Annotated in this window: 23 protein-coding genes and 1 pseudogene; 12 read left to right on the forward strand and 12 right to left on the reverse strand. The window is 36.0% G+C overall.

What is annotated here, in order from left to right:
• Positions 1-26: 26 nt before the first annotated feature.
• The gene (locus tag MHH59_RS03475; RefSeq protein WP_002125290.1) at positions 27-1,418 is read right to left on the reverse strand and encodes an amino acid permease; all 1,392 of its coding nucleotides are present in this window, start codon (positions 1,416-1,418) and stop codon (positions 27-29) included.
• Positions 1,419-1,683: 265 nt separating this feature from the next.
• On the opposite strand from MHH59_RS03475, the gene MHH59_RS03480 reads away from it, so the two are divergent.
• The 3 genes from MHH59_RS03480 to MHH59_RS03490 all read left to right on the forward strand — a co-directional run bounded on the left by MHH59_RS03480 (position 1,684) and on the right by MHH59_RS03490 (position 3,754).
• Complete coding sequence (locus tag MHH59_RS03480) at positions 1,684-2,976, forward strand: NCS2 family permease (protein ID WP_078178014.1); 1,293 nt, start codon at positions 1,684-1,686, stop codon at positions 2,974-2,976.
• 138 nt (positions 2,977-3,114) lie between these two features.
• Positions 3,115-3,315 (forward strand): helix-turn-helix transcriptional regulator, encoded by a 201-nt coding sequence (locus MHH59_RS03485; protein ID WP_000301182.1) that lies wholly within the window; start codon positions 3,115-3,117, stop codon positions 3,313-3,315.
• A 4-nt stretch (positions 3,316-3,319) separates the two neighbouring features.
• A complete protein-coding gene (locus MHH59_RS03490) occupies positions 3,320-3,754 on the forward strand; it encodes a hypothetical protein (RefSeq protein WP_002125294.1) in 435 nt (144 codons plus the stop codon).
• Between the two features lie 33 nt (positions 3,755-3,787).
• On the opposite strand, the gene MHH59_RS03495 is transcribed toward MHH59_RS03490, so the two are convergent.
• The 8 genes and pseudogenes from MHH59_RS03495 to MHH59_RS03530 form a co-directional block, all read right to left on the reverse strand.
• Complete coding sequence (locus MHH59_RS03495; protein WP_002125295.1) at positions 3,788-4,225, reverse strand: GNAT family N-acetyltransferase; 438 nt, start codon at positions 4,223-4,225, stop codon at positions 3,788-3,790.
• Between the two features lie 14 nt (positions 4,226-4,239).
• A complete protein-coding gene (locus MHH59_RS03500) occupies positions 4,240-4,530 on the reverse strand; it encodes a DUF4022 family protein (protein WP_002090894.1) in 291 nt (96 codons plus the stop codon).
• 18 nt (positions 4,531-4,548) lie between these two features.
• Positions 4,549-6,378, reverse strand: coding sequence for a monovalent cation:proton antiporter family protein (locus tag MHH59_RS03505; protein ID WP_002169140.1), 1,830 nt, complete (start codon positions 6,376-6,378; stop codon positions 4,549-4,551).
• A gap of 269 nt (positions 6,379-6,647) precedes the next feature.
• Positions 6,648-6,959, reverse strand: coding sequence for a cytochrome aa3 quinol oxidase subunit IV (gene qoxD, locus MHH59_RS03510; protein WP_002029843.1), 312 nt, complete (start codon positions 6,957-6,959; stop codon positions 6,648-6,650).
• Positions 6,960-7,562, reverse strand: coding sequence for a cytochrome aa3 quinol oxidase subunit III (qoxC, locus tag MHH59_RS03515; RefSeq protein WP_002029841.1), 603 nt, complete (start codon positions 7,560-7,562; stop codon positions 6,960-6,962).
• A 13-nt stretch (positions 7,563-7,575) separates the two neighbouring features.
• Positions 7,576-9,510, reverse strand: a complete 1,935-nt coding sequence (qoxB, locus tag MHH59_RS03520; protein WP_002063826.1) for a cytochrome aa3 quinol oxidase subunit I — start codon at positions 9,508-9,510, stop codon at positions 7,576-7,578.
• Between the two features lie 33 nt (positions 9,511-9,543).
• Positions 9,544-10,419: a cytochrome aa3 quinol oxidase subunit II gene (locus tag MHH59_RS03525; protein ID WP_002010605.1), complete on the reverse strand. Its 876-nt coding sequence runs from the start codon at positions 10,417-10,419 to the stop codon at positions 9,544-9,546.
• Positions 10,420-10,713: 294 nt separating this feature from the next.
• Positions 10,714-10,921 (reverse strand): annotated as a pseudogene (locus MHH59_RS03530) (amino acid permease); the annotation flags it as partial.
• 409 nt (positions 10,922-11,330) lie between these two features.
• Between MHH59_RS03530 and MHH59_RS03535 the strand changes: the two are divergent.
• From MHH59_RS03535 to MHH59_RS03570, 8 genes are all read left to right on the forward strand, one after another.
• Entirely contained in the window at positions 11,331-12,041 is a 711-nt protein-coding gene (locus MHH59_RS03535) for a C39 family peptidase (RefSeq protein WP_033708232.1), read from the forward strand.
• 129 nt (positions 12,042-12,170) lie between these two features.
• A complete protein-coding gene (locus MHH59_RS03540; RefSeq protein WP_002125300.1) occupies positions 12,171-13,346 on the forward strand; it encodes an amidohydrolase in 1,176 nt (391 codons plus the stop codon).
• Position 13,347: 1 nt separating this feature from the next.
• Positions 13,348-13,545 (forward strand): DUF3311 domain-containing protein, encoded by a 198-nt coding sequence (locus tag MHH59_RS03545; protein WP_002029838.1) that lies wholly within the window; start codon positions 13,348-13,350, stop codon positions 13,543-13,545.
• Complete coding sequence (locus MHH59_RS03550; RefSeq protein WP_002125303.1) at positions 13,542-15,014, forward strand: sodium:solute symporter family protein; 1,473 nt, start codon at positions 13,542-13,544, stop codon at positions 15,012-15,014. The genes MHH59_RS03545 and MHH59_RS03550 overlap by 4 nt, the downstream gene beginning before the upstream one ends.
• A 101-nt stretch (positions 15,015-15,115) precedes the next feature.
• Complete coding sequence (gene gerLA / locus MHH59_RS03555; RefSeq protein ID WP_147740384.1) at positions 15,116-16,594, forward strand: spore germination protein GerLA; 1,479 nt, start codon at positions 15,116-15,118, stop codon at positions 16,592-16,594.
• On the forward strand, positions 16,595-17,719 hold the full coding sequence (locus MHH59_RS03560; RefSeq protein WP_002169135.1) for an endospore germination permease: 1,125 nt from the start codon (positions 16,595-16,597) through the stop codon (positions 17,717-17,719).
• Positions 17,703-18,869, forward strand: a complete 1,167-nt coding sequence (locus MHH59_RS03565) for a Ger(x)C family spore germination protein (RefSeq protein WP_340850835.1) — start codon at positions 17,703-17,705, stop codon at positions 18,867-18,869. The genes MHH59_RS03560 and MHH59_RS03565 overlap by 17 nt, the downstream gene beginning before the upstream one ends.
• Before the next feature lie 11 nt (positions 18,870-18,880).
• Positions 18,881-19,009, forward strand: a complete 129-nt coding sequence (locus MHH59_RS03570; protein ID WP_002029830.1) for a hypothetical protein — start codon at positions 18,881-18,883, stop codon at positions 19,007-19,009.
• A gap of 63 nt (positions 19,010-19,072) precedes the next feature.
• Here MHH59_RS03570 and MHH59_RS03575 read toward each other — a convergent pair whose 3' ends face one another.
• The 3 genes from MHH59_RS03575 to MHH59_RS03585 are packed head-to-tail and all read right to left on the reverse strand — an operon-like array spanning position 19,073 to position 21,427.
• Positions 19,073-20,473: a nucleoside recognition domain-containing protein gene (locus tag MHH59_RS03575; protein ID WP_002125307.1), complete on the reverse strand. Its 1,401-nt coding sequence runs from the start codon at positions 20,471-20,473 to the stop codon at positions 19,073-19,075.
• A complete protein-coding gene (locus tag MHH59_RS03580) occupies positions 20,451-21,173 on the reverse strand; it encodes a FeoB small GTPase domain-containing protein (protein ID WP_002010621.1) in 723 nt (240 codons plus the stop codon). Before MHH59_RS03580 ends, MHH59_RS03575 begins: the two co-directional genes overlap by 23 nt.
• Positions 21,170-21,427 carry a FeoA family protein gene (locus tag MHH59_RS03585; protein WP_002090873.1) on the reverse strand — a complete coding sequence of 86 codons (258 nt, stop codon included), beginning with the start codon at positions 21,425-21,427 and terminating at the stop codon, positions 21,170-21,172. The genes MHH59_RS03580 and MHH59_RS03585 overlap by 4 nt, the downstream gene beginning before the upstream one ends.
• A gap of 509 nt (positions 21,428-21,936) precedes the next feature.
• Here MHH59_RS03585 and MHH59_RS03590 point away from each other — a divergent pair.
• Positions 21,937-22,836, forward strand: coding sequence for a phosphate ABC transporter substrate-binding protein PstS family protein (locus MHH59_RS03590; protein ID WP_003187410.1), 900 nt, complete (start codon positions 21,937-21,939; stop codon positions 22,834-22,836).
• The last annotated feature ends 41 nt before the right edge of the window (positions 22,837-22,877 follow it).

Raw genomic sequence — 22,877 nt, forward strand, 5'->3', positions numbered from 1 at the left:
CAATTAATAAGGAAGGGATAGCTTGTTTAACTAATTTTTGAATTAGGTGTTTCATCGATCTTATGAAACCCTTTCATGTAATACACGATAGCTAAGCCGATAAGCCAAATTGGGCCAATGATTAATGCAATTCGTGTATCTTCTGAATACGCCATAATACCTAGTACAAGTGCGAGGAAGCCAAGTGAGAAGTAAGAGCTTAATGGATGTAAAGGCATTTTATACGTTAGCTTGTCTTTTTTCTCAGTTGGTAATCCTTTACGGAATTTAATTTGAGCGACTAATATTATACCCCAAGTCCAAATTGCCCCGAAAGTTGAAATACTAGTTAGCCATGTAAACACTTTTGCAGGAACGAGATAGTTTAATATAACGCCAACGAGTAAAACAATCGCAGTTGCTATAATACCTTGACTTGGAATGCCATTTTTATTTAAACGTCCAAATCGTTCAGGTGCTTTCTTTTGTTGTGCTAGTGTAAATAGCATACGCCCTGTACTAAATAAACCACCGTTACAAGAAGAAAGTGCAGCTGTTAATACAACAAAGTTAATAATACCTGCTGCTTTTGCAATGCCGATTTGTTGGAATGTTAATACGAATGGACTTCCTTTCTCGCCAAGTTCGTTCCATGGATAAATTGCCATCATAACGAATAATGCCCCGACGTAAAAGATTAGGATTCTCCAAAATACGTTATCGATAGCTTTTGCGAGTGTTTTCTTCGGGTTTTGAGCTTCACCAGCTGTAACACCAATTAGTTCAACGCCTAGATAAGCGAATAATACCATTTGTAAGGAAAGCAATAATCCAGAGAAGCCATTTGGGAACCAGCCCCCATGTTCCCAAAGATTTGAAATACCAGTTGCAACGCCGCCATTTCCAAATCCGAATAGAATAATACCAAAGCCAATCACTATCATACAGATAATTGTGACAATTTTAATGAGAGCAAACCAAAACTCAAGTTCTCCAAATACTTTTACTGATAAGAAGTTGAAAGCGCTCATTAATAATAGAGCGAGTAGTGCCCAAGTCCAGCGCGGGATATCTGGGAACCAGTACTGCATGTAAATTCCAGCCGCCGTAATTTCAGCCATACAAGTAACAACCCATAAGAACCAGTAGTTCCAACCAGTAATATAGCCAGCAAGTGGGCCGATATAATCATTAGCATATTTACTAAAAGAGCCGGCAACCGGTTGTTCAATTGCCATTTCTCCGAGCGCTCGCATAATGAAAAAAATAACGAGTCCAGCGATCATATAACCTAGTAAGATGGAAGGACCAGCTAGTTTAATAGCAGAAGCAGATCCTAAAAATAGCCCAACGCCAATAGCCGAACCGAGTGACATTAAAGTAATATGTCGTTCTTTTAAACCTCGATTTAAAGTTCCAGATTTGTTTGTGTGCTGCATAAGAAGAATCCCCCTTGTAGAATGAGTCGCCTAAATATTTAACTACTTCAAATTATAAAACATTTATATCTGTTATGCTACAAAAATAATCAAAATGAACTGTACTACATCTGAACTTGTCAGACTTAAACTTAAAATTCTCACTATTAGAGAATATATTGACTCTTCTTTTTATTGATTGTTAAGATTAAGTATTATATTTTCTCACATACTAGTAAGAAAAGAATGTGTGATAATAATTCAGGTGTAGGAAGGGTACATAGCCATGTTTCAATTACAAAAATATAACACTTCTGTGAAGCAAGAGCTTTTAGCGGGCATCACAACTTTTTTTACATTTGCGTATATTCTTGTCATCAATCCGAAAATATTATCTGATGCAGGTGTACCATTTGATCAAGCGTTTACGGCAACTATTATTGCGACAGTTATTGGGACGCTATGTATGGCGTGTTTAGCTAATTATCCAATTGTTATTGCTCCAGCTATGGGGATGAATGCATATTTTGCTTATTCTGTCGTTCAACAGGCAGAGGGGATTACGTATGTCATTGCGTTTTCGGCAGTATTTGTAACAGGTATCATTTTTCTTTTATTATCTTTCACTTCATTTAGGCAAAAGCTAATTATCGCAATTCCTGACAGTTTAAAACATGCAATTGCAGGTGGAATTGGACTATTTATTGCTTTTATTGGATTACGTCTATCTGGAATTATCGTGGATCATTCATCTAACTTAGTTACGATTGGTGATTTTCATTCTCCAGCCGTTATTTTAACTTTAATTGGTTTAATTTTAGCGGCAGTATTAATGGTATTACGTGTGAGTGGTGCATTATTTATTAGTATGATTGTGACAGGAATTATCGCCTTCTTTACGGGGCAACTGAAGTTTGAGGATAAAATTGTAGCGATGCCTCATTTACCAGAGGGTATTATCGTTTCAAATCCAATCAATGCTTTTTCAGATGTAATTCAGTATGGATTATATGGTGTTGTATTTTCATTTTTACTTGTACTTTTATTTGATACGACAGGTGCATTACTCGGTTTAATTAAACAAGCTGGTTTAATTACAGATAATACAGAGAAACGTTTTGGCAAAGCGTTTATTGCAGATGCGATTGGCGGAACGACAGGTTCTATCTTCGGAACAAGCCCAACAGCAGCAACGATTGAATCGTCAGCTGGTATTGCTGCAGGTGGTAAAACTGGATTAACAGGTATTGTAGTTGTTGGTCTAACGATTATAACGGCATTTTTCAGCCCTGTTATCGCGTCTTTATCAAGTGTAGCTGCTATTACAGCTCCTTCATTAATTATTGTAGGTAGTTTAATGGCACAAAGCATTCGTGATATTAATTGGAATGAATTTGAAGATGCATTACCAGCATTTTTAATTTTCGTTGGTATTCCGTTAACGTCTAGTATTGCAAATGGAATTGCAATTGGATTTTTAGTGTATCCAGTATTAAAAATTGTGAAGGGGAAAGGGATGGAAGTACATCCGTTACTATATTTATTTACAATTTTATTTGGATGTCATTTATTCTTATAGTATAGAGATAGGAAAGGGGGCTTCTTATGAGAGGCTCCTTTTTTGTGTATAATAAAGTGAAAAAACAAATCAATTACGTAAAATATAAATTACTTAATGGAATATATATGTTACAATAAAGGCAGAGGAGGAACATGAATGGCTGTAAGTAAAATAAAAGTCGCACGTGTTCAGTTAGATTTAACACAACAACAATTAGCAGAAAAAGTAGGCGTTACAAGGCAAACGATTAGTTTAATTGAGAAGGGGAAATACAACCCGTCTTTAGATTTATGTTTGAAAATTTGTTATGCGGTAGATAAAACATTGAATGATTTGTTTTGGGAGGAAAAGGAGTGATAGGGTGAAAATCGTGAAAGATGAACGTTTAATGATTGAGGGATTAAAACATATTAGATTGGCTTTCATCTTACAAAATGTCGTCATACTAGGCATTGTTTTTTACCGTTACGTCTTGCAAGGGGCAGGGTATGAAAGTGTTTCGGATTTATTAATGGTATTTATGGGCGGGATAATAGTTATTAACTTTTTAAACTTAAAAAATTCGGTGGAAGTGTATGAGCATACAGGTGGAGTATCGCGTAGTTATTTCATGAAACTATTATTAATTCCAGTAGGGATTGTTATTGGACTGTTAGCTATTTGTATCATTGTAACACCAGGTATTTCGATAAAGGAAATTAGTATAACAGGACTTATTATCTTTGTTTGCTTTTTAATTCCTAGTTTGTTTATATACATATATATGAAAAAAATAAAAAGTGAAAATGAAATATAAGAAAAGCTTTCTGCATATTGCAGAAAGCTTTTCTTATATTTCTTTATACATTACTTTATGTAGTCCTATTGGATCAATCTCGAAGATTTCACCATGCTCATGGAAACCTAATCGTTTGTAATAATCCGCTACGGTAATTCGCGCATTACACCATAGAATATTTGCTTCGCGTTCTTGGAGGACTTGTTCAGCTTTACGGATTAAGGAGCTGCCAGCATGCTGGTTTCGGAAATTAGGTAATGTTGCCATTTCTCGTAGACGATAGTGGGTACCAGCTTGTAAATCAGGATGTATTTCTTTAGAGAAAGAGGCGATACTAACAAGTTCATCATATAAAAATGCACCTAAATGAAAGGCGTCTGTTTCGTAATCTGAATCGTATTTACAATCTTCTAATGATTGATTGGGACGCAAAACCTTTTGACGTAATAAGTATGTTTCAGATGCATCAATATGTTTCACTGTAATCATAATATCATCCTTTCTTATAAGCCTTTTTCTATAAGTTGTAAGAAGAAATATGCGGGTGCAACGAGAAGTCCTAGTATGCTAGCTGTTCCGAGAAGGAGTGAAATTAAGAGACAAAAGTACTTAATTCCATTCGATTTTTTCCATCCATAACTACAAATTTCAATGCTAATACCGATGAGAATAATGGCGACGAGTACTTCTGCTAATAATAAGAGAGCTAAAGTTGAAATAGACATAATGTGATTCATCCCCATAATATGTGATAGTAACATTTTACCATATGAAATTGAAAAAATGCCCCTCATTTATGTGAGGGGCATTTTCTATTCTAATATGTTTTTCATTGTATCAATATGTTCTTTTGAACCCGTTACAAGTAAAGTATCGCCATGCTGTAACTTCGTATCACCATGTGGTATTAATGCTTTATTACCACGGTAAATTTGAATGACAAGTACATCACCTAGAAACGGAAGGCGACGAAGTGCTAAGCCATTATATTTATTACTTCGTAGTTCAACCTCACGCACCGTTTCATTTGCTGTTGTAATCAAGCGAACGAGACTCGGTTTATCAATAAGTGCACGTAATAAAATACGTGTAGAGTTAATAGTCGAGAATACAGCGATATGTTCTTGAGTCGCTTTTTCTTGTAGAAGGGGATCTTCTACACTTGCGATGACGTGTTCAACACCTAATTCTTTTGCGTGTTCTGCTAATAATAAGTTTTGTTCATCATCACTTGTCGCAACAACAACACGGTCTGCTTCGAAAGCTTGTTGCTCCATTAAAGATTGAATAGTAATCTCATCTAATTTTACAATAGGGAAGTCATGAGATTTCGCTTCCTCATCATTTATTTTATTTTGACGTATCATATATAGTGTTACGTCATAATCTTCACGTTTTAAATCAAGTGATAACGGAAGGGTAATTCTGCTTGCACCAATAATAGATACTTTCGGTTTTGGTGTTTCCACTTTTGGAAACATCTTTTTAAATAATATAGGTGCAAAAATACAAGTAATAACTGCACTTAAAATAAGAGATGCTGATAAACTTGGGCTAATGATGCCTAGCTTTTCACCGATTTGTGCAGCCGCAATAACTAAAGAAAGTGTTGATGTTAACAAAATAGCACTTCCGAGTACGATATTGCGTGGGTACCATTTTCGTAAGACGAGTGATGGCAACAGTTTTGAAATAAAGAGTCCCACAATTAGAATTGGGATCATTAGCATACTAGAAGGCTCGTTAAAAATAGACCATACTTCTAGATTTACACCAACCATTACGAAGAAAATAGGAATGAAGAAGCCATATCCGATGGAATCAAGTTTTTCAACCATATCTTCATTTGGTGATAATAAAGATACGAGTACACCTGCTAAAAAGGCTCCCAAAATATTTTCTGCCCCAACAGATTCAGATAATCCAACTAATATTAAGATGAGTGCAAAAACAGCTCGTGTATCAATTTGTACACTACCGGCTTTTAAGCTTTCTAGGTATGGAATATTTTTAAACCGTCTTGCGACAAAGTAAATTACAATACCAGCACCGAATAGAAGAAGTAGAAGCCACATGCTTTGGCCACTTTCGGAATTTAATCCGACGAATATAGCGAGTAAAATCATTGTAACTAAGTCTGCAATAACAGCGACTAATAAAATGATTTGCCCGATTGCGGTTTTTCCTAAGTTATTTTCTTTCAATGTTGGTACGACAACACCTAAAGAAATAGTTGAAATAATTAAAGTCATGAACATTGCATTGTCTACGAATCCTAGCCATACGAATATTAATGATAGGGCATAAGATAAAATGAAAATAAACAAGAAGATAATGCTTGCTGCTTGGAATGTGTTCGGTTCGTTTGTCGTATTCTTTTTCCCTTTTTGTTTAAAGATCGAAAAGTCAATTTCTAAACCACTTAAAAACATTAGGAAGATAAACCCTAGTGTTGATAAGACTTGAAGCCACATATCGGGCTCAATGATGTTAAATCCACTTTTACCTACAAAGATTCCTGCGATAATTTCTGCAACAACGACAGGAAGTGCTTTTAATTTAAAGCGCTGTAACAAAAGGGGAACGAAAAACGCGATTGCGACGACAACCATAAGTGATAGAACAGAAGAATGATGTTCCATTGCGTTCTCTCCCTTCAAATAAATATAGTAACTATTTAGCCATATAATAGGAAGAAAAGCAACGGATATGGTTTCGATTTCATAAAGAAAGAGTTTTCTTAACATTTGTCATAATAAGTATATTTTTCATGATTTTGTTGTTAATTCCGTAATGTGGATGTAATAGGGGGAGGGGATAAAGTGAAACTTTAATCAGTGGGGGTCTTACTGCTCGTTAATAGGGGATAAAAAAAGACTGCTGAGGAATCCCAGCAGTCTTTTCATGCAAATTACATTGAGAAGAAGATCCATACAGTAAGTCCAACTGTTGCAGTTGCAACGAAGAAACTGTATATCATTGTAAGAACTTGAATTCTTCCTTCTCCTTCTTTTAAGTGCATGAACATAATTAATTGTAATAACGCTTGCGCAACTGCCATTATGATGATAGTTGTTAATATCGTTGAAAGTGGCAGGTTTGTGTAAAGTGCCACGTATAACGCTAGAAACGTTAGTGCAAGCGATAAAATAAATCCGAAAACGTGTGACCATGGGAATCCGCTATGCCCATGCCCGTTTGCTTGGTTGTTATTTTGACCCATTTACGCCACCATCCCGTTCAAGTAAACTAGTGTGTAAATAAAGACCCAAACAAGATCAAGGAAATGCCAGTATAAGCTGATAATAAATACTTTACGAGCTGTAACTGGTGTTAAACCTCGTTTTAAAATTTGGATAATAACACAAGTTGCCCAGATGATACCACCTGTTACGTGGGCACCATGCGTTCCAAGAAGAACGAAGAATGCCGATAAGAAAGCACTTGTTTGAATCGTTGCACCTTCACCAACGTACAAAATGAATTCTTCAATTTCAAAGAATAGGAAGCCTGCACCTAAAAGTAAAGTCAGGATAAACCAAGCTAACATTCCTTTTTGATTGTGTTTACGCATTTCGTGAATTGCGATCCCACATGTAAAGCTACTTGTTAAAAGTAACAATGTTTGAATTAAAAGTGTTTTAACTTCAAACAATTGCGCTGGTGTTGGGCCATCAGCCGTACGACCAGCAAGGACTAGATAAGAGGCGAAAAGTGTTGCGAACAGCATAATTTCAGCCCCAAGAAAAATCCAGAATCCTAGGATATTCAATCTGCTTTGCTCGGATTGATATTCCAAAGGTAAGCTTTTATCTAAAGCCGCCATGTCATTTCACCTCTCATGCTATATGTTCTGTTTCTTTAATTTCATCAACGCTTACGTAGTAGCCATCATCATAATCGAATGAACGATAGATTAAGCAACCTAAAATACCAATACCACCGATTGCTGCAATCCAGAACCAGCTAAATACTAATGCAAAACCTGCAAGACCGAAGAATAAAGACGCAATAATAGGCACACCAGAATTACTTGGCATGTGAATTGGTTTTAATTCATCTGCTGTTGGTGTAATTGTTTCTCCACGTTTTTTCATGAACCAGAAAGCATCAGCTTCTTTAATTTCAGGAAGTTTCGCGAAGTTGTAATGTTGTACAGGAGATTGAGTTGCCCATTCAAGTGTACGGCCGTCCCATGGATCTCCAGTTGTGTCACGCTCACCGTGACGTGCACTCCAAATTACGTTATAGCAAAGGATTAGGAAGCCAATAGCCATCATTACAGCACCAACAGATGCGATTTGGTTTAGCCAGCCCCATCCAAGACTTTCAGAGTAAGTGTACATACGACGAGTCATACCGTCTAAACCTAAGAAGTACATTGGGAAGAAACAGATGTTAAATCCGCTCATAAAGATCCAGAATGTCCATTTACCTAGGCGTTCATTTAACATATGACCTGTCATTTTTGGATACCAGTATGTGAATCCAGCAAGCATAGCGAATACTGTACCTGCGATTAATACGTAGTGGAAGTGAGCAATTAGGAAGTAGCTGTTATGGTATTGATAATCAGCTGCTGCCATTCCAAGCATAACCCCTGTAACTCCACCAACTACGAAGTTTGGAATAAATGCCAATGACCAAAGCATTGGAACTGTAAAACGAATACGTCCTTTATACAGTGTAAACAACCAGTTAAAGATCTTAACACCGGTTGGAATCGAAATCGCCATTGTCGAAATCGAGAAGAATGAGTTAACCGCTGGACCTGCACCCATAGTGAAGAAATGGTGAAGCCATACGACGAAACTTAGTAAAGAAATTGCAACCATCGAGTACACCATCGCACTGTAACCGAATAGACGTTTACGTGAGAATGTACTAATGATTTCAGAGAAAATACCGAATGCTGGTAAAATAACAATATATACTTCAGGGTGACCCCATACCCAGAATAGGTTGGCCCATAACATTGGCATACCGCCGCTCGCCATCGTAAAGAAGTGAGCATCGAATAGACGGTCAAATGTCATTAATGCAAGAGCAACTGTTAATACTGGGAAAGCGAAAATAATGATAATTGTTGTAATTAAGATTGACCAAGTAAACATTGGCATTCTCATTAATTTCATACCAGGTGTACGCATTTTTAAGATAGTAACAAGGAAGTTAATACCCGTCATCAGCGTACCGAGACCTGAAATCTGTAATGCAATTGCGTAGTAGTTATTTCCTACACCAGAAGTAAACTCTGTACCTGCCATTGGGAAGTAAGAAGTCCACCCAGCGTCTGGAGAACCACCGATTACGAAAGCGATGTTGAATAACATTGCTCCGACAAAGAATAACCAGAAACTTAAAGCATTTAAGAACGGATATGCAACGTCACGAGCACCAATTTGTAATGGTACTACAAGGTTCATTAATCCCATAACGAATGGCATTGCCATGAAAAGAATCATTACCGTACCATGTGTTGTAAAGATTCCGTTATAGTGTTCAGCGTTTAAATAAGTTGTTTCCGGGAATGTTAACTGGGCACGAATCATTAAACCATCCATACCACCACGGAATAACATTATAACGGCAGAGATAATATACATGGTCCCTATTTTTTTATGGTCAACAGTTGTCAACCACTCATCCCAAAGCCATCTCCATTTTTTGTACTTTGTTAGTACGAAAAGAATCGCTAATGTCACAAGAACGATAGAAGCGTCAGCTCCGTAAATAATCGGGTCACCTGTGACAAAAAATTCATCAAGCTTCACTGTGTTCACTCCAATCTGTTGGAATAATAGCTATTATTTTTTGTTTTTGTAGTAGTTGTAATCACAATATTCAAGTGATTTTGGATCTACATAACTTAAGTGGTGACTAGAGAACGTCATACGCCCCACTACACCAGGTTTAATAATTTCGTTATATTTCTTTTCTGATAATTTAGGGGCAGTTTCTTGTACTTCTTTTACCCACTTATCATATTTCTCTTTAGTTTTTGCTTCAACTTCGAATTCCATGTGAGTAAATCCTTCACCAGAGAAGTTCGAGCTACGACCTAGGTAAGAACCTGGTTTGTCAGCTTGTAAATATAAGTCCATGATCATGCCATCCATTGTATACTTCATACCACCAAGTTCTGGTACCCAGAAAGCATTCATTGGACCTACAGAAGTCAGTTTAAATTGAATTGGTACACCAGCTGGGATGTTTAAATAGTTAACGGTTTCAATTTTTTCCTCCGGGTAACTAAATAACCATTTCCAGTTTGCAGATGTAACATAAATTTCAACTGGTTTAATATGTTTGGACTCTTGCGGAACCTCTTCCGAAGCATAAGTTGCTTTAACTGTTGGAATCGATAATGCGATAACGATAATAACAGGAATAATTGTCCAAATGATTTCTAATAATGTGTTACCATGTTGATCAGGTGGCTCATAGTCCATATTCTCTGGTTTTTCACGATAACGAATCAAGATGACTGTAAACAAGATGAATACAATTGCGATAATTAATGACATAAGCAAGAATGACCAAACAATTAAATCATACTGTGCTTTTGCAACAGGTCCTTGCGGATTTAATACTGCGAGTTTTTTATCACAGCCACCGAGGAACAGAAGTAATGATAACGGAAGAAGCGAAGCCAACTTCCAAAATGCTTTCTTTAGTTGCACGATTGAAAATCTCCTTTCTCCTTGGATTGAAACTATGCCAATAAAACAATATAAACCTATTAATTTATAGATGGCAATAGTTTTTGTTATATTGTTAAAAAATAGACACAAATGCACGCTTTTTAAGGTGAATATCATTTGTAACTTGATAACATTGTAAACTATTTTCCAGATAAAAACGTGATTGTGGGAATTTTAAGATAAATAAAGTTATACCAACATACCCAATAAATAGAAAAAAATTATCTTATCATAAGGAAAAATACTAAATTTTTAATATATTCAGTTTGTTACCTAAGTTATATTTCTTTTTTGCTCAAATGTGACAACTTTCCGAAACTTTAACTCGGTATAAAATGTAACAAATGATCATAAATGGAACCCAGCAATAAAGAGCAATTCTCTGATCTGGAATGAAAGCTAAACTAACAAATGTAAGGAAATTGAGTGAGAAAGCTACGATTGGAACTATTGGATAAAGTGGTGTGCGGTATTTTAATTCTGCTTGTTCTACTTGTTGATTCATATGTCCCTCCCCCCATATTTTTTTGTATGTTTTAACTAGATTTTATTCGGTGCTTTTAATCATTAGTGGGGGTGAAAAACATACTTGGTTTATTTTGTTGTGAACTGAGTATGTAAAGGAAAAACTAACTATGACTAAATACCTTAGAATGTTTATTAACCTAGTGAAGGAAACGTGATTCTTTCACTAGGTTAATAATTTTTTTTTTTAGTAAAAAATTCTGAAAAATTATAATTTTTTCTTTCTATTTCAAACAATCGGAATTTTAAAAAAGATATTTGTGAATAATAATTCACAGAATCTTTCTAGCAAACTAGTAAGAAGAAAGGTACAATGATAGGAGTTGTGCCTTTAAAATAATTGATATAATGGAGTTTGGTTTATGATGAAAAAGTTAAAATATATTTTTATTTTCGGTATTATATTTGCTGTCGTGTTCTTTTTCGAGAAAGATAAAATTATGAAAAAGGCACAAGAATTTCGGTTAGACCTTTTCTCTGAGATGAAAGAAAGTGCAATGATTACAGAGGTTCCGTTTATTAGACAGTTACCTGAATTACCTAGAGGTTGTGAAGTGACAAGTTTAACTATGCTACTACAACATAAAGGTGTACAAGTAGATAAGATGCAACTTGCTAGTGAAATTCATCGCGTTCCATTTAAACAAGATGGTTTGCATGGAAATCCGTATGAGGGATTCGTTGGAAATATTTACACGAAAGCTGAGCCGGGATACGGTGTATATAATCAACCGATTTTTAATTTAGCAGAAAAGTATGTTCCTGAAAAAGTAATTAATTTAACGGGTAGAGACGTGCAAGATCTATATAAAGTAATTAGTTCTGGTTCTCCAGTATGGGTAATTATTAATACAACGTTTAAACCATTAGCCGAAAGTAGTTTTGAAACATGGAATACGAGTTCAGGTAAAGTGAAAATTACATATTATGAGCATAGTGTTGTAGTAATTGGATATGATCAAAACTTTGTATACGTAAATGATCCTCTTGCAAACAATCCACGAAAAGCTGTTCCTCGTGCTGAATTTGAAAAGGCATGGGAGCAAATGGGGAAACAAGCAATTACTATTTTATAAAATGAAAAGTCATCTTGAGATGGCTTTTTCTTTTTGAATATTCATTATAGAAAATTCTGAAAATTCTTTCAGAAGTTAACGATTCACGCTATAATAACATTTAACTTGGTAAAGAAGGGGAGAAGAGAAATGGATGTCGCAAAGGAACTTGTTTTATCAAAGAATCAGTTGATTGAGTGGAGAAGGCATTTTCATAAGTATCCAGAGTTATCTTTTCAAGAGGAAAAAACATCTCAATTTGTATTCGACATACTTCGGGAAATCCCGTATTTAGAAGTCTCAAGGCCTACTAAATATAGTGTAATGGCAAGGTTAATTGGTAGGCAGCCTGGTAAAACTATCGCGGTTCGTGCTGATATGGATGCTCTTCCTATTCATGAAGAAAATAAGTTTGATTTTATTTCTATATATCCAGGTGTGATGCATGCGTGTGGTCACGATGGTCACATGGCAATATTGCTTGGTGTAGTACATAAGTTGGTAGAGGAAAGAGAGAAAGTTAAAGGAGAGATTCGCTTTTTATTTCAACATGCAGAAGAAAACTTTCCAGGCGGTGCAGAGGAAATGGTCGCAGCGGGAGTGATGACAGGTGTGGATTACATTATTGGTGCTCATCTTTGGGCGTCATTAGAGGTTGGAAAAGTAGGTGTAATTTATGGTCCTGCGATGGCGGCGCCGGACGTTTTTAAAATTACGATAGAGGGAAAAGGTGGGCATGCTGGAATTCCACATGAAACAGTTGATAGTATCGCCATTGGTGCGCAAGTAGTTTCGCAAATTCAGCAAATTGTATCTCGCCTCACGAATCCGTTAGATTCTCTGGTAGTATCTGTTACGCAATTTCATTCTGGGACAACTCATAATGTTATCCCGGAACAAGCGGAGGTTGAAGGGACAGTGAGAAGTTTAAGGCATGAATTAAGAGAAGAAACAAAGAAGAAGCTTGAAAGGATTGTAAAACATATTACAGAATCCTACGGTGCTAAGTATACATTTTCTTATGAATATGGATATCGCCCAGTTGTGAACGATTATGAAGTTACAGAGCTTATTGAACATACAGCATTACAGCTGTATGGAAGAGAAAGAGTTGTTCGTTTACAGCCAACGATGGCAGGGGAAGATTTTTCAGCATTTTTACAAAAGGCACCAGGGACGTTCTTTTTTATAGGGGCAGGAAATGAAGAGAAGGGAATTATATATCCGCATCATCACCCTCGTTTTACAATTGACGAAGACGCATTACCAATTGGAGTGGAAGTCTTTGTATCATCCATTATGAATTTTATAAGTAAAGGAGAATGAGATGAAAAAAATACACGTGCTAGCACTTATTCCAGTTCTTTGTTTAGTAGTTGGACCAGTATTTGCAAATTCGGTCACTCCTTACGTATGGGGGATGCCATTTTTATTATTTTGGGTACTATTATCAGTGCTCATTACGTCTCTTTGTATGGGTCTTGTGTACGTATTCGATCCTGCTAATAAGGGGGACGTAAAATGACTGCATTATTTATCATTATTATATTTTTGTTTCTCGCACTATTTTTAGGAATTCGGGCACAACATGGAAAAGATATGAATTTAGAACAATGGTCAGTTGGAGGAAGAGGATTTGGAACTATTTTCGTTTTTCTCCTTATGGCAGGGGAAATTTATACGACGTTCACATTTTTAGGAGGAAGTGGCTGGGCTTATAGTAAAGGAGCTCCTACATTTTATATTTTAGGGTATGGTGCATTAGCTTATATTTTATCGTATTTCTTATTGCCTCCAATTTGGAAGTATGCAAAAGAACATAACCTCATTTCACAATCAGATTTCTTTGCGAAGAAATACAGGAGTAAGACGCTTGGGGTAATTGTTTCAATTATTGGTGTTATTTCGATTATCCCGTATCTTGTTTTGCAATTAAAGGGATTAGGAATTATCGTTTCGGAAGCTTCCTATGGAAGAGTGACACCTGTTATTGCGGTATGGATTGGTGCTATTGTTATAACTATTTATGTAATGGTTTCAGGTATACATGGATCGGCTTGGACAGCTGCTTTGAAGGACATTATGATACTATTTATCGTTATGTTTTTAGGTATATATTTACCGTATCACTATTACGGAGGATTTCAACCGATGTTTGAAGCTGTAGAAGCTGCAAAACCAGGTTTTTTATCTTTACCTGAAAAGGGAATGAGTATTTCTTGGTTTGTTTCTACTATTATATTAACGGCTCTCGGTTTTTATATGTGGCCTCATACATTTGCCTCAGCTTTCTCAGCGAAAAGTGAAAAAGTATTTAGGAAAAATGCAGCAATTATGCCTCTCTATTCTTTAGTTTTGCTTTTTGTGTTCTTTGCAGGTTTTGCTGCTATCTTGCAAGTTCCAGGGTTAAAGGGAGCGGATGTAGATCTTTCATTATTCCGTCTGGCTCTTCAAACGTTTGATCCATGGTTTATTGGTATTATTGGTAGTGCAGGAGTGTTAACGGCATTAGTTCCAGGTTCCATGCTTGTTATGGCGGCATCTACGTTGTTAGCAAAAAATATTTACCGAACAATGGTGCCATCTGCTTCAGATAGACAAGTTGCAAAAGTAGCTAAGTTATTTGTACCTGTTGTAACGCTTGTTGCAGTATTGTTTACATTTAAAGGGGGAGAAACGATAGGGGCTCTTCTTTTAATGGGGTACAGTATAGTTACGCAACTTTTTCCTGCACTTGTATGTAGTTTGTTTCCACGTCAAATTATTACGAAGCAAGGAGCGATTGCAGGAATGGGGATTGGGTTGTTAATTGTCGCATATATTACCTTATCTGGTTCAACTATAGCTACGATGTTTCCGAGTTTTCCGCAATATATAAAAGATTTAAATGTAGGTATAGTCGCATTGTTAATGAATATGATTGTGATGTTTATCGTTAGTGGATTCACAAGAAATGTATCTGTAAAGACCGACAATATAATAGTAGAAAAGTAATTCGTATGTTAGAGCTATCTTCGAAAAGAGATAGCTCTTTTTTGTATATATTTTCTTCTATTAGCGGAATCTAACTAAAAACTTGTTGAAAAGGAAGTTAGGTGGGGAAATTGTTAGAGCTAAAAGGTAACTTGTTTGAAGTTATGAAGGAAATTAGAGATGAGTTAGGTTCACCTAATGATTTAACAATTAGAGAAGTTGCTCTTGCTGGTAGTTTAACCCGCTGTGCTGTTATTTTTTTATGTGGGTTAACAGATAAGGATAATGTTTATAAATATGTAGTTCGTACACTTCAATATGAAGAAATACCAAATGAAGCAGCTGTGGTTCAGACATTATTGGATCGTTTTATTTCTATTGCAGAAGTCGGTATGAAGACGACTTTTCCAGATATTATAAATGCGGTTTTAGCAGGAGATACAGTCATATTAATTGATAATATTCAAACGGCTATTGTTGTTAATAGTAGAGCTTGGGAGAAAAGAAGTCTAGAGCCTCCAGTGACAGAAGATTTAATACGTGGACCGAGAGTTGGATTAAATGAAGATATTAATGTGAACAAAATGCTAATTCGCCGTGGTTTACGTGATCCGAAGTTACGGTTTCAATCTTATATTATGGGGAAACGATCGCAGAAAGAAGTAACCCTAGTATATATAGAGGATATTATTAACCCTTACATCGTAAACGAGCTAGATCGGCGTCTTCAATCAATAGTGACAGATGTCATTTTTGAGACAGGAACGATTGAGCAATTAATTCAAGATAATAATTTATCGCCGTTTCCGCAGTTTTTAAATACAGAAAGACCAGATAATATAGTGGCTGCATTGGCGAAAGGGAAAGCGGCCATTTTAGTAGATGGGTCACCATTTGCTCTTATAGCTCCACTAGTGTTTGTTGATATTTTTCAATCTGTAGAAGATCATTATGAGCGTTGGATAATTGGAACGTTATTAAGAATGTTACGTATGGGATCAGGTATCGCTGCTGTTTTATTACCTGCCATGTACGTAGCGCTTGTATCGTATCATCAAGGGCTTATTCCATCTAAACTAGCTTATTCCATTGCGGGAGCGAGAGAAGGAGTACCGTTTCCTGCTTATATAGAAACGTTAATGATGGCATTAACGATGGAATTAATACGAGAAGCCGGGATTAGGCTTCCGAAACCGATGGGACAAACAATTGGCATCGTAGGCGGTCTTGTAATTGGAGAAGCGGCAGTAAATGCGGGGATTGTAAATCCGTTTTTAGTAATTATTATTGCGGTTACCGCAATTGCTACATTTTCACTGCCTGTATATAGCATTACAATTACGTTCCGGATTTTACTTTTTGTCTTTGTGTTAGCGGCGACTGCTTTTGGATTGTACGGAATCATTTTAGCTCTTATTGCACTTGCGATTCATATTACGAATTTAAAGAGTGTTGGGGTGCCATATACAACGCCTATTGCTCCTGCATTTTATAAAGATTGGGAAGAAGAAATGATCCGCTTGCCAAAATCAATGTTGAAAGAAAGACCAGAGTACTTACAAACGAAAGATTCTACAATACGTCCAAAGGAGCGAGAGTAATTGAAGCCATTTGAATATGGGGATGAAGAAATTGGATCTCGGGAACTTGGTTTTGCGGTATCGTCAACAATTATCGGTATAGGTGCATTATCTATGCCGCGAGATATTGCTACGCAAACTTTATTTTCGGACGGTTGGATTATTTTGCTTTTGGGTGGATTGATATGTGCAATTTTAGGTTGGTTTGTAACGAGGGTAGCTATTTTATTCCCAAAACAAAACTTTGTTCAATATACGAGTGCACATTTGACGAAGCCTGTTGCATACACAATTAGTAGCATTTTAGTATTAACGTTTGCTGCTTTGACAGCATATGAATCGCGAATGATTGCAATTATTTCACAAACGTATTTGTTTAGTGATACACCAGTACAACTATTGTCGTTCTTTTTCCTATTAGTTGTTATTTATGGAATAGCGGGGTCGAGAGCGGCTCTATTAAGGTTAAACGTTTTATTCTTACCTATCGTTTTAATTGCAATCGTACTGCTTTCTTTATTGAATGTGAACTTAATGGAAATAGATAATTTACTACCGGCTTTTCAAACGGACGTCAGTCAATATGCTGTAGGAGTTAAAAATTCTATTTTCACATTTATCGGATTTGAGGTAGCTCTGTTTTATGCCGTGATGTTGAACGATAAGACAGCGAAAAAAGCGCCAATGGCAGTTGCAAAAGCGGTGATAGTAAACGTTTTGTCATACATTTTAATTTATGTAACTTGTATTAGTGTTTTTTCGTATATGACAACACGTGGATTGACATTTCCAACAATTGAACTAGGGAAAGAAATTGAAATTGGTGGAGGATTTTTAGAGAGATTTGATGCGATTTTTTTTACCACTTGGATTATTACTATTTATAACACTACAGCAATGTATTATGACGTCGCATCTTTATTGTTTTGTGCTATGTTTCCAAAAGTGAAGAAACACGTATTTATTTTTGTGAGTGCTCCTATTATTTTTATGGTGAATATGATACCTGGCAATTCGAATGATTTATCAAGTTATGGGACTTATTTAGCTTGGATAGATATGGGGTTTGTTGTGTCAGCACCTTTGCTAGTTTTTATTGTATATAAAATAAAAAGAAGGAATGGTGGAAATGAAACACCTTCTTAAAATTATAATAATTATGTTTTTAGCTGGATCTATTAGTGGGTGCTCTGAGCTGGAGGAGATAGAAGAAAGGGGATTTGTAGTAGGGGCGGCTTACGATATCGTGAAGGAAAAACAATCGAATCCAATTATGAAAGGGACGTATCAGATGGTGCTCCCAAGTAAATTGTCGCAACAAGGTGGACAAGGGGCTGGAGATAGCGAAAATTATATTAATGTTAGTGCGAAAGCAGATAGTGTCTTTGAGCAAATACGAATTATCGCTAAAAAAATTAGTCGCTCATTATTCTTTCCGCATATACAAGTGATAATTTTTTCTAAAGATTTACTAGCGAATCCATATGTTTTACAAAATACGTTAGATGTATATATTCGCGATCATGAAATGAGAAGAAATATTCGTTTGTTCGTTTCTAAGAAAAATGCAGAAGCTATTTTAAAGCAGAGTGCCAAGCCTGAAAATTTGCCAGCGCAGTATATCGATATGTTAGCTGAACATCCTCCGAAAAATGCCCAAATGATTGAGGCTGCAAGAATTGGTGAAGTACAGGAAAAGATGATTTCTAACCAGAGTTTCGTATTACCTATTCTCGAACTAACAAAACAAGGGGTACAAATGAACGGAGCGGCGTTGTTTCGCGGGAAGGATAATAAGTGTGTAGGCATTTTGAATGGGGAAGAAACGTTAGGAATGAATTATATAATAGGTAAAAAAATTGGAGGTTTTTTTACTATCCGTAAAAAGAATCAACTTATTACATATGAAATTCATAAGCTGCATCGAAAAATTAAAGTATCTACAACGGATGCTACAAAACCAAAGTTTAATATTCACTTATCTCTGGAAGGTACATTGGCCGAGTTGCACTTTAGTGATCATAAAAAGGTTTTGAATGAAAAGCGTTTAGAGAAGGATATTTCGGAGGAAATGGAGAAACGCATCCAAAAATCGATTAAGCTTGTTCAAAAAAAATATAAGGTAGATGTATTAGCATTAGGGGAAGTATATAAGCGACATAATTATAAAGAGTGGAAGAAGATAGATAAGAATTGGGATCAAGGTGAAAAATACTTTAGTAATGCTGAAATTACTGTTCATGTTCATCCAACGATTGCACATTCAGGTTCAGCTTTACCGAAGAGAGTGAAATAAGGTGATGTAAGTTGTTTACTGGATTGGGAATTAGTTGCACGATATTAATGGCGGTTCTTCCGGGAGCCATATACTTCATTCATAAAAAAATTACAACGTATGGAGCGCAGCCGTGGAAAGAAAAAAAGAAACCTGAATAATTTCAGGTTTCTTTTGCGCAAAGCATATGTGAAGGGGGATACCTTCTATGTATGCTTTGTTTTTTATACAAGTCCTAACCAATGTACCAATTGTGTAGAGAGGAATGTAACAACAATGGCAATAACAGTAGGGATTGCGAACGATAAGAATGTCCATTTTGCACTTTTTGTTTCTTTATATATGTTAACTAGTGTTGTTCCACATGGGAAATGAAGAAGAGAGAACAACATTGTGTTTAACGCGGTTAACCAAGTCCAACCGTGTTCTAAGAATAGATTTTTAATTTGATTAAAATCATCTATTTCAGTTAAAGCACCAGTTGATAAGTAAGACATTAATAAAATCGGAATAACAATTTCATTAGCTGGTAGTCCAAGAATAAACGCTGCTAGAATAAATCCGTCAAGTCCTAACATTTTAGCAAATGGATCTAGGAAGTTTACAAAATACATAAGTAAGCTTGTGTCACCGATGAAAATATTAGCAAGTAACCAAGTTAATGCAGCTGCAGGGGCAGCTACAACTACAGCTCGTTTTAAAACATATATTGATTTATCGAGTGTTGCGCGTACAATTGTATTCCAAACTTTTGGCTTACGGTACGGTGGTAACTCAAGTGTGTAGTGAGTCGGAACACCTTTTAAAGCTGTTTTTGATAGTACCCAAGAAACGGTTAATGTCATAATGACACCAATTACAACCATTCCAACTACAACGCCAGCAGTAACAAGTGTTTGCATACTACCTGTATAACCAGCAGCCATAAATAATGAAGCCATTAAAATTAACATAGGCCAGCGACCGTTACAAGGAACGAAGTTGTTTGTTAAGATTGCAAGCATACGTTCACGTGGTGATTCAATAATACGTGTTGACATGATGGCAGCTGCATTACAACCGAATCCCATTGCCATTGTTAAAGATTGCTTGCCATGTGCACCAGATCGTTTGAATAAGCGGTCCATGTTAAATGCGACACGTGGTAAATATCCGTAGTTTTCTAATAGCGCGAACATAGGGAAAAAGATTGCCATAGGTGGTAACATAACGCTAATAACAGCACCGATACCGCGGAATAAACCAAGTATTAAAATGCCATGTAGCCATTCTGGTGCATGCATTGCTTGGAACCAAGATGTTAAATATCCTTCTACCCAGCCAAAGAACTTAGCGATCATATCAGAAGGTACGTTAGCGCCTGCAATTGTAAGATAAAAAATAATAGATAAAATACCGAGCATAATTGGGAATCCCCAGATTGGAGATGTGAAAATTTTATCTAGTTTTTCAGAACGATACAATTTATCGGTATTTGTATATTGAACAGCTTCTTTACATATACTTGCGGAGGTTCGATAAATATCTCCGACAATATCATCTCGTATATCTTCTTTTGAAAGTGTTTGTGCATGTTGAACAATATAGTCCAGTGGAAGAGCTTTACTGGCTGAGTGAGATTCCATTGATTATAACCTCCCTTACAAGTGGTTCGTTATGGTGTTTTTGAAGTGTAGTTAAGAAATTCTTATCTCCATCTAATATACGTAATGCAATCCAACGTGCTGGATACGTATCACCGAATACTTTATAAATTTGTGGTTCTAATTCCTGAATCATATTTTCGATTTTATCGTTATAAGTAATTTTAATTGGTGTTGGAATTAGTTTTTTATTTGCTACTTTAGCGATGACATTTAGCAAATGACCAATGCCTACTCGGTTGCGAGCAGAAATCTTCACTACAGGTACACCGAGTGATTTTGCTAATTTCTTTTCGTCAATAATGATTCCTTTTTTCTCCGCTTCATCAATTAAGTTAATACAAATGACCACATCGTTTGTCATTTCCATCACTTGGAGTGCTAAATTTAAATTTCTCTCCATTGCAGTTGCATCTATAACAACTACAGTTACTTCTGGTTTTTCAAATATAATATAATCTCGTGCTACTTCTTCATCTGCCGAATTTGAATACAGTGAGTAAGTTCCAGGTAAATCTATTATTGTATATATATTTCCGCCATGCTTATATTCCCCTTCAGCCTTTAAAACAGTTTTCCCCGTCCAGTTTCCAGTATGTTGTTTTAAGCCTGTTAAAGTATTAAATAATGTACTTTTCCCGGTATTCGGGTTACCAGCTAACGCAATGCGATGGTTACTCATCTGAAATCATCTCCTATTAATACCCCGAAAATAAGGGAGCTTTCTTCACTACGCAGTGCAATAGTTGTGTTGCTTACTTGATAAGCGACTGGGTCTCCAAGTGGGCTGCGTTGTAATACTTTAATTGTCGCTCCAGGAAAAAAGCCTAAATCTAATAAACGTCGTTTCATAGTTCCTTCTAATTGTATCTTCTCAATTTGTACAAATTCCCCTGTTCTGAATTCGGAAAGGGGTTTAGTATTAGCCGATACCATAAAAGTTACCTCATCTCTATATTTTTAGTTTTAGTTTAAAAAGTTTCCTTAGGTAAACTTTTTGATACTAATATAGTAGACTACATTTAATGATGCTGTCAATTAGTACTTTAAAAATATTCAAATATTTTTAGAATTGTTCCAATTTATTTAGTTGTACCGAAAAATATTACTGGAATTCTTCTTAATGTAAATGAAGTAAGAGTGTGAAAGTTAAAAAATATAAAGGAATTGTAAATATAGTTTTAATCTAAAGGGCAAAATAAAGAAAAATATTTACATTGAATTTACATTGTTAAGATTAAATTTACAATACTGCGTGTTTAGTGTGGGTTTTGTTGGCTTTTTTAACTGTAAATGTTGGAATGTCTAGCTTTTATGGGATGTTACCTCCATTTACTTAAACTTAAAAATTGCTTAACACTCACATAATATTGTTGTCCTACAATGAATTTGTGTTCGAAAGAAGATGAATTCGAAAAGTGATAATCCAAATGGGGGTACAAGACATGATTATGAAAAAGGGTATTAAATTTTCTTTAGCGGCTTTAGTTGTTGCAGGTGCATTAGTTGGATGTGGAAAAACAGAAAGTACGGATAATAAGGAAGCTGCTAAAGGTAGCGATGCAAAACAAGAATTATCAGGTACGATTGCAGCGGCTGGCTCTACAGCTCTTCAACCTCTTGCGGAGGAAGCTGGAAAGAAATTCATGGAGGAAAATTCAAAAGTTTCTATTCAAGTTCAAGGTGGCGGTAGTGGAACTGGGATTAACCAAGTAGCATCTGGTGCAGTACAAATTGGTAATTCGGATGTTCCGGCTTCAGATAAAATAAAAGATGCTGAAAAAGCGAAAGAATTAGTAGATAACAAGGTAGCGGGTATCGCATTCGCACTTGTCGTAAATAAAGATGTAAAAGTTGATAACTTAACAGCAAAACAAGTACAAGATATCTTCACTGGAAAAGTGACAAACTGGAAAGAGTTAGGCGGAAAAGATGAAAAAATCAATGTAATTAATCGTCCAGCTTCATCTGGTACACGTGCTACATTTGAAAAAACAGTTATGAAAGAAGCTAAAATTAATGATGGAACTGGTACAACACAAGATTCTAACGGTGCAGTAGAGCAAGCGATTAACTCTACTCCAGGTTCAATCAGCTATTTAGCAATGTCTTACATGGTTGGCGATAAAAAAGGTGCATTGCAAACTGTGAAAATTGATGGTGCTGAACCGAAAGTTGAAAACATCTCTGCTGGTAAATATCCATTCTGGTCTTATGAGTACATGGTAACTAAAGGTGAGGCGAAAGAAGCGACAAAAGCTTACATTGACTATGTAAAAGGTAAAGATTTCGAAAAACAAGTAGAAGATATGGGTTACATCCCAATGTCTAAATTAAATAAGTAATAAAATTTTATGGGGCTGGCTGCAAGGCCAGTCCTGTTCAA

Source organism: Bacillus sp. FSL E2-0195 (assembly GCF_038003645.1).
In the GTDB taxonomy this organism is placed as follows: domain Bacteria; phylum Bacillota; class Bacilli; order Bacillales; family Bacillaceae_G; genus Bacillus_A; species Bacillus_A mycoides.